This is a genomic window from Cognatilysobacter segetis (assembly GCF_004359965.1).
GTDB lineage: Bacteria > Pseudomonadota > Gammaproteobacteria > Xanthomonadales > Xanthomonadaceae > Cognatilysobacter > Cognatilysobacter segetis.
Window position 1 is genome coordinate 1 of sequence record NZ_SMRQ01000089.1, and the last position, 7,554, is coordinate 7,554.

Below are 7,554 nucleotides of genomic sequence, written 5' to 3' on the forward strand. Positions count from 1 at the left end.
TCGACGCCGGGGGCGTTCGTCGTCGGGCTCAGCGGCGGGCTCGACTCGTCGGTGCTGCTGCATGCGCTGGCCTCGCTTCCCGCCGCGCGCGATCGCGGCCTGCGGGCCGTCCATGTGCACCACGGGCTGCATGCGGATGCCGACGATTGGCAGGCCCGGTGCGAGCGGCTCTGTGCATCTCTCGACGTGCCGTTGCGGTCGATCCGCGTATGCGTCGAGCCGGCCGGCGACGGGCCCGAAGCCGCCGCCCGGCGCGCGCGCCATGCCGCGCTGGCGTCGGCGCTTGACCGCGGCGACATCCTCGCGCTCGCGCACCATCGCGACGACCAGGCCGAAACCTTCCTGATGCGCGCGCTCCGCGCGTCCGGCCCCGACGGCCTGCGTGCGATGCGCGACTGGCGCGCGTTCGGGCACGGCTGGCTGTGGCGGCCGCTGCTCGCGACGCCCCGCGCGCGGCTCGCGCACTACGCCGGCGCACACCGCCTCGAGTGGGTCGAGGACCCCTCGAACGTCGACACGCGCTTCGATCGAAACTTCCTGCGCGCCCGCGTGCTTCCGCTGCTGCGCGAGCGCTGGCCGCATGCCGACGCCGCGCTGGCCCGCAGCGCGCAGCTCTGCGCCGATGCGGCGGACCTGCTGGCTCACGACGACGACGCGCTGCTTCGCGCCGCGCGCACGGTCGAAGGCGACCTCGACGCCGCGACGCTGCGGGAGGCCACGCCCGCGCGTCGCGCGCGCGTGCTGCGCCTGTGGGTGGCGGGCCTCGGGTTGGCGCCGCTGCCGGCGCAGGGCGTCCGTGCGGTGGAGGCGATGCTGGCTGGACTGCGCGACGACGCCGGCGCGCGCTTCGACTGGCACGGCGCCACGATCCGGGCCTGGCGGGGCCGGCTGCACGGCGGACGCGTACTGCGTCCGCTCGGGGCGTCGCTCGACCTCGCGTGGAACGGGCTCACGCCGCTCGCGCTGCCGGACGGCGGCCGGCTCGAGGTCTCACCCGCCGTCGCGCTGCCGCCGGGCACGCGAGTGCGCGCGCGTGCCGGCGGGGAGCGGATCCGCCTGCCGGGCCGCGAGCGCACGCATTCCCTGAAGCATGCGTTGCAGTCCGCGGGCGTGCCGCCCTGGCTGCGCGAGCAACTCCCGCTGCTCGTCGATGGCGGCGACGTCCTCGCCGCCGGGGATCGCGTCGTCGGTGCGCGCCTCGATGCGCTGCTGCGCGCCGCCGGGACGACGCTCCAATGGACGCCGCCTCCCGGCGCGTGACGGCCTCACCCGCGCGAAACCCAGCACGCCGCACACTGCGCCATCATTGACCCCGCGGCGCGCGCGCCGCCACACTTCCCCCATGCCGCGCAAAGACACGCCCGCCCCCTCCCCCGTCGTTGATTTCGAACGTTCGCTGGACGCGCTCGAGAGCCTCGTCGAACGCATGGAAAAGGGCGATATGACGCTCGACCAGTCGCTCGCCGCGTATGAGGAAGGCGTCGGCCTCTACCGGCGTTGCCAGACCGCGTTGGAAGAAGCCGAGATGCGTGTGCGCCTGCTCACCGACCCACAGGATCCGTCCTCGGCCGAGCCCTATCCGGACGCGCTCGGCCCCGATGCCTGACGACCGCCTGGACGCCTGGCGCGGCCGGATCGACGCCGCGCTGGCGCAGGCGCTCGCGCTGCCCGACACGCCGCCGCGGCTGCGCGAGGCGATGCGCCATGCGGTGCTGCTCGGCGGCAAGCGCATGCGCCCGCTGCTCACGCTCGCGACCGGCGCCCTGTTCGACGCCCCCGAGCCACCGCTGCTGGCGTCGGGGGTCGCCGTCGAACTGATCCACGCCTACTCGCTCGTGCACGACGACCTGCCGTCGATGGACGACGACGCGCTGCGTCGCGGCCAGCCGACCGTGCACGTCGCCTTCGACGAAGCCACCGCCGTGCTCGCCGGTGACGCACTGCAGGCGCTCGCCTTCGACGTGCTCGCCGACGCGCGCATCGCGCCGGACGCCGGCCTCGCGCTCGTGCGCACGCTCGCGCAGGCCGCCGGCGCTTCAGGCATGTGCGGCGGACAGGCCCTCGACCTGGACGCCACGGGTCGCAGCACGGATGTCGACCTCGACGCCCTCGAGCGACTGCATGCGCTCAAGACGGGCGCCCTGATCCGCGCCGCGGTGCGCATGGGCGCGTTCTGCGGGAACGCCGACGCCGCATCGCTGGCGTCGCTCGACGATTTCGCGCAGGCGCTGGGCCTCGCCTTCCAGGTGCGCGACGACATCCTCGACGTCGAGGGCGATACCGCGCAGCTCGGCAAGACCGCGGGCAAGGACGCGGCGCAGGACAAGGCGACCTTTCCCGCGCTGATCGGGCTGGCGGCGTCGAAGGATCGCCTCGACGCGCTGCGCGCGCGGATGCACGCGGTACTCGACGGATTCGATCCGTCGCGGAGCGATCCGCTGCGCCGGCTGGCGTCGTACGCGGTATCGCGCACGCACTGACGAGCGCGCGCTTGCGGACGAAAAAAAGCCCGGCATCGCCGGGCTTTTTTTTCGGTCGTGGAGAACCGGTTACTTCACGAGTCGCAGCGCGAACGGGTAGCGGTACGCCACGCCTTCGTTGGCCTTGATGGCCGCCATGATCGTGACGACCAGCCAGGCGAGGCCGACGATGAGCATGATCGGACCGGTCAGCAGGATGCCGATACCCACCGTGGCGAAGGTGAGGATCCACAGCACCAGGAACACGATGCCGACGGTGATGTTGAAGTTCAGTGCTTCCTTGCCCTGGTCGTCGACGAACGGCATCGTCTCCTTCTTCATCATCCAGATGACCAGCGGGCCGATGATGCAGCCCAGGCTCGCGGCCCAGCCGGCCGTCACGATGCCGCCGACCAGCGCCGCCAGGTGGGCGAACATGGCCCACTGGCGCTCTTCGGCGCCGATGCCACTGGCATGCGTGGACGTGCCGCCCTGCGGCGGCGACGGCTGCGAATACGGCGGCGGCGTGCCACCGGCCGACGGGTCGTTGATGTCGCTCATGGCTCTCTCCCTGTGTGCGGAAATGACGTCAGCGCCCACTGTCGCGCCGCGTGAAGGCGGCGTCAACCGCCGTCGGTCGAGCCGCCGGCGACGGTCATGCGCGACACCAGAATCGATCCGGTACGGACATGCGAGCGCGGGTCGACATCGCTGCCCACCGCGTCGATGCGCGTGAACATCTCGCGCAGGTTGCCGGCGACGGTCACGCCGTCGACCGGGTACTGCAGCTGGCCGTCTTCGACCCAGAAGCCCGCGGCACCGCGCGAGTAATCGCCGGTCGTCGTGTTGGCGCCGTGGCCCATGAGCTCGGTGACCAGGAGGCCGCGTCCCATGCGTGACAGGACATCGTCGAGGCCCCCGGCGTTCGCCGAAACCTCCAGGTTGTGCACGCCGCCCGCGTTCGCGGTGGTCTCCAGGCCGAGCTTGCGCGCCGAGTAGCTGCCGAGCACGTAGCGCTGGAGAACGCCGTCCGCGACGATCGCGGACTCGCGCGTCGCCACGCCCTCGGCATCGAACGCCGCCGACCGCAGGCCGCGCCGCATGAAGGGCTTTTCGTCGATCGACAGCCAGGACGGGAACAGCTGCGTGCCCATGCTGTCGACCAGGAAACTCGCGCCACGGTAGAGCGCGCCGCCCGAGATCGCGCCGATCAGGTGGCCGATCAGCGAACGCGCCATGTCGGCCGCGAACAGCACCGGATAGTCGCCCGTGCGCAGCCCGCGCGGCGACAGTCGCGAGACCGCGCGCTCGGCCGCGCGTCGGCCTACCGCGACGGGCGATTCGAGATCGGCGGAGGCCAGCCCGAACGTGTACCAGCCGTCGCGCTGCATCGCGTCGCCGCGGCCGGCGATCAGCGCGCAGCCCAGCGAGTGGTGCGTGCCGCGCTCGCCGCCGACGAAGCCGTGCGAGTTCGCGTACACCGACAGCGAGCGGCCGCTGCTGAGCGATGCGCCGTCGGAGTTCTCCACGCGCGCATCCGCGTCGCGCCCGGCCTGCTCGCAGGCGAGCGCGAGGTCGATCGCGCGATCGGCGTCCACGTCCCACGGATGCCAGCTGTCGAACTCGGCGAGGTCGCGGGCCATGAGCGACGCGTCCGCAAGCCCGGCGGCCGGATCGTCCTCGGTGTATCGGGCGATCGCGCAGGCCTGTTCGACCGTGGCGACGAGGCTCTCCTCGCGCAGGTCCGCGGTGCTGGCGCTGCCCTTGCGGCGTCCGAAATACACGGTGACGGCGATGCCGCGGTCGCGCGTGGACTCGACCGTCTCCACCTCGCCCATGCGCACGTTGACGCTGAGGCCGGCCTCCTCCGAGCAGCTCACCTCGGCCTGCGTGGCTCCGCGATCGCGCGCGAGCTCGAGCAGCCGCTGCGAGAGGCCCGACAGCGCGTCGAGCCGCTCGCGGCTGTCGTCGTAAAGGGCGGGCGAAGTGGCGGTGGCGTTCAATGTCCTATCCTTAGTGCTCATGCCCGCGACGGTACGCGGGCGGTACAAGGCGTGGCGACGCGGGTCGCGCGCGGGATTATGACGATGCGCGGTCGCGACGAAGAAAGCGGTGAATTCCTGGGCCCCAGCCGCAGCCAGAAGCGGCGGGAGGCGCTGGACGTGCTGGAGCTGGCGAAAGCGCTCGTCGAACTGACGCCGGCGCAGCTCGCGCGCGTGCCGGTACCGGAGGCGACGCTGCCGCACATCGAGGAGACGCGCCGCATCACCTCGAACATCGCGCACAAGCGCCAGCTCGCGTTCCTCGCCAAGCAGATGCGCAAGCTCGACGACGACGAGCTGCAGGCCATGCGCGACGCGCTCGATGAAAAGAGCGACGCTTCCCGCGCGGAAGCTGCGGCACTCCACCGCGTGGAGGCATGGCGCGCGAAGCTGGTCGATGGCGGCGACGACGCGCTGTCGGAACTGCTGGACATGCATCCCGACGCCGATCGCCAGCGCCTGCGCCAGCTCGTGCGCAATGCGCAGGACGAGAAGAAGCGCGGCAAGCCGCCGCGTGCGTTCCGCGAGCTGTTCCGCGAACTGCGCGGCGTGATGCTCGGGTCGGGCGACGGCGACGAAGCCGACGCACTCGACATCGACCGGGACGACGACGCGGACGAGTGAGGCCGCACGGCGCGAAGGCTCAGGCCTTCGTGCCGCCCACGGTGAGTCCCTCGATCAGCAGCGACGGCTGGCCGACGCCGACCGGCACGCTCTGCCCGTCCTTGCCGCAGACGCCGACGCCCTCGTCGAGCGCGAGGTCGTTGCCGATCATGCGGACCTTCTGCATCGTTTCCGGACCGTTGCCGATCAGCATCGCGCCCTTCACCGGCGTGGTGACGCGGCCGTCCTCGATCATGTAGGCCTCGGTCGCCGAGAACACGTACTTGCCCGACGTAATGTCGACCTGGCCGCCGCCGAAGTTCACCGCGTACAGGCCACGCTTGACCGAGCGGATCATCTCCTCGGGATCGTGCGGACCGGCGAGCAGGTAGGTATTGGTCATGCGCGGCATGACCAGGTGCGCGAAGGACTCGCGTCGGCCGTTGCCGGTCGGCGCCATGCCCATCAGGCGCGCGTTGAGGCTGTCCTGCATGTAGCCCACCAGCACGCCGTCCTCGATCAGCGTCGTGCAGTTGGTCGGCATGCCTTCGTCGTCGATGTTGAGCGAGCCGCGCCGGCCCGGCAGCGTGCCGTCGTCGACGATGGTGACGCCCGGCGACGCGACGCGCTGGCCGATGCGGCCGGCGTACGTCGACGTGCCCTTGCGATTGAAGTCGCCTTCGAGGCCATGGCCGACCGCCTCGTGCAGCAACACGCCCGGCCAGCCGCTGCCGAGCACGACGGGCATGACGCCCGCGGGCGCGTCGACCGCTTCCAGGTTCACCAGCGCCTGCCGCAGCGCCTCGCGCGCGAGCTTCTCGGGGCGATCGCCGCCGAGCAGTTCCGCGTATCCGTAACGCCCGCCGCCGCCGGCATAGCCCTGCTCGCGACGACCGTTCTGCTCGACGATCACCTGCACGTTGAGCCGCACCAGCGGCCGCACGTCGGCGGCGACGTGGCCGTCGCTGCGCGCGACCAGCACGGTGTCGACGCCGCCGGACAGGCTGACGGTCACCTGCTTCACGCGCGGGTCGGCGGCGCGCAGCAGGCGGTCGACGCGCCGCAGCGCCTCGACCTTCTCCTCGTTGGCGAGCACGTCGATCGGATCGAACGCGGCGTACAGCGCACGACCGCCGCCGCGCACGAGCGGACGATCGCGCGCGATCGCATCGGTCGCCACGACGGTGCCCTTCGAGATGGCACGCGCGGATGCGGACGCTTCAAGGAGCGCCTTCGCATCGATCTCGTCGGAATACGCGAAACCGGTCTTCTCGCCGCTGATCGCGCGCACGCCCACGCCCTGCTCGATGGAATGCGCGCCGTCCTTGACGATGCCGTCCTCGACCGTCCAGCTCTCGCGGCGCGCGTGCTGGAAATACAGATCGCCGAAGTCGACGCCGGGACCGAGCAGCGCACCCAGCGCGCCGTCGAGCGAAGCGATGTCGAGGCCGGCGGGCGTGAGCAGCCGGGATTCGGCGTTCTGAAGCGATGTCGTCATCGGGCACTCTGGAAAGGAAGGCAGCGGGCGAAGGCCCGTCCGGACTATATGCGTCGCGGTGTGAGCGACCTCAACCGGCCGGGGGCGCGGTGGCGACCGCGCGCGTCTGCTCGCGCGTCATCACCTCGACCTTGGGCTCGGACCAGGGCCCCGTCACGCGATACGTCTTGGCGCCGAAATTGCCGAACGGCTTGGCCATGACGGCGCTGGCCGCGGCACCGATCGCGGCACCCACCGGGCCGCCGGCAAGCGCGCCGACCGCGGTCAGGAGGTTCCCCGACTTCGGGCGCACGTCGATCGTCTGGTCGAACGTCTGCGCACGCAGGTTGGCCGCGCCGCGGATGCGGATGTCGGCGGCCGGACCCTTGATCGCGAGGTCGTCGCTTCGCGCGAGGCCACCCGCGAAACGGATGTTGCCGCCGAGCTGGTTGAAGCTGAAACCCTTGGCGAAGAAGTCGCGGAAGTCGAGCGTCAGCCGCTTGGGGAGCTCGGCGAGGCTGAGCAGCCCGAGCACGCGGCCGGCGCCCGGCTCGACTTCCAGCAGGCGTCCGTTGCGTGCATCGAGCGCGAGCGTGCCCTGCAGGTTGCCGAGGGCGACGTCGGACGGCGCGCCGGGCCACGTCGCATCGAAATGCAGGTTGCCCTTGCCACCGCCGAGGCGGCCGCCGAAGCCGAAGCCGTCGAGCAGCGCACCGAAATCCTCGCTGTCGACGATCGCGGCGATGCGCGTGCGCGCGGCCGCGCCGCGCCCGACCCACTCGCCGGACGCCTCGAGCCGGTGCGCACGCCCGCGCGCGGCGAACTGGTCGAGCACGAGGCCCGCGCCGGTCGGATGGGTGCGCAGCTTCGCCGTGCCCAACTGGGCCGGGCCGATGCGCAGGTCGTCGACGTCGATCGACAGCGCGGGCACCTTGCCGGGATCGATCGCGGCGGGCGACGCGGCGGCCGCGGC

8 protein-coding genes are annotated in these 7,554 nt (G+C 71.9%); 4 read left to right on the forward strand and 4 right to left on the reverse strand.

Features of this window, described 5'->3' with window-relative positions:
* From tilS to E4F61_RS13625, 3 genes are all read left to right on the forward strand, one after another.
* A partial coding sequence (gene tilS, locus E4F61_RS13615; RefSeq protein WP_133480166.1) for a tRNA lysidine(34) synthetase TilS occupies positions 1-1,260 on the forward strand: 1,260 nt, incomplete at its 5' end.
* 82 nt (positions 1,261-1,342) lie between these two features.
* Positions 1,343-1,606, forward strand: a complete 264-nt coding sequence (locus E4F61_RS13620; RefSeq protein ID WP_133480167.1) for an exodeoxyribonuclease VII small subunit — start codon at positions 1,343-1,345, stop codon at positions 1,604-1,606.
* On the forward strand, positions 1,599-2,480 hold the full coding sequence (locus tag E4F61_RS13625; protein ID WP_133480168.1) for a polyprenyl synthetase family protein: 882 nt from the start codon (positions 1,599-1,601) through the stop codon (positions 2,478-2,480). The genes E4F61_RS13620 and E4F61_RS13625 overlap by 8 nt, the downstream gene beginning before the upstream one ends.
* A gap of 69 nt (positions 2,481-2,549) precedes the next feature.
* Here the strand turns inward: E4F61_RS13625 and E4F61_RS13630 are convergent, their stop codons facing one another.
* Together E4F61_RS13630 and pmbA are read right to left on the reverse strand one after the other, a co-directional pair.
* On the reverse strand, positions 2,550-3,011 hold the full coding sequence (locus E4F61_RS13630; RefSeq protein ID WP_425480160.1) for a DUF4870 domain-containing protein: 462 nt from the start codon (positions 3,009-3,011) through the stop codon (positions 2,550-2,552).
* Positions 3,012-3,082: 71 nt separating this feature from the next.
* Positions 3,083-4,462 carry a metalloprotease PmbA gene (gene pmbA, locus E4F61_RS13635; RefSeq protein ID WP_162301500.1) on the reverse strand — a complete coding sequence of 460 codons (1,380 nt, stop codon included), beginning with the start codon at positions 4,460-4,462 and terminating at the stop codon, positions 3,083-3,085.
* An 84-nt stretch (positions 4,463-4,546) separates the two neighbouring features.
* On the opposite strand from pmbA, the gene yjgA reads away from it, so the two are divergent.
* Positions 4,547-5,125, forward strand: a complete 579-nt coding sequence (yjgA, locus tag E4F61_RS13640; protein WP_133480170.1) for a ribosome biogenesis factor YjgA — start codon at positions 4,547-4,549, stop codon at positions 5,123-5,125.
* Positions 5,126-5,144: 19 nt separating this feature from the next.
* Here the strand turns inward: yjgA and tldD are convergent, their stop codons facing one another.
* Positions 5,145-6,602 (reverse strand): metalloprotease TldD, encoded by a 1,458-nt coding sequence (gene tldD / locus E4F61_RS13645; RefSeq protein WP_133480171.1) that lies wholly within the window; start codon positions 6,600-6,602, stop codon positions 5,145-5,147.
* Between the two features lie 70 nt (positions 6,603-6,672).
* Positions 6,673-7,554, reverse strand: an 882-nt coding sequence (locus tag E4F61_RS13650) for a YhdP family protein (protein WP_274380539.1), incomplete at its 5' end; no start/stop codon positions are given.

Excerpts from the sequence above, each read along its gene's own strand:
- E4F61_RS13620 (WP_133480167.1), top strand. The coding sequence starts at position 1,343 with ATGCCGCGCAAAGACACGCCCGCCCCCTCCCCCGTCGTTGATTTCGAA.
- E4F61_RS13625 (WP_133480168.1), top strand. The coding sequence starts at position 1,599 with ATGCCTGACGACCGCCTGGACGCCTGGCGCGGCCGGATCGACGCCGCG.
- yjgA (WP_133480170.1), top strand. The coding sequence starts at position 4,547 with ATGCGCGGTCGCGACGAAGAAAGCGGTGAATTCCTGGGCCCCAGCCGC.
- tldD (WP_133480171.1), bottom strand. The coding sequence starts at position 6,602 with ATGACGACATCGCTTCAGAACGCCGAATCCCGGCTGCTCACGCCCGCC.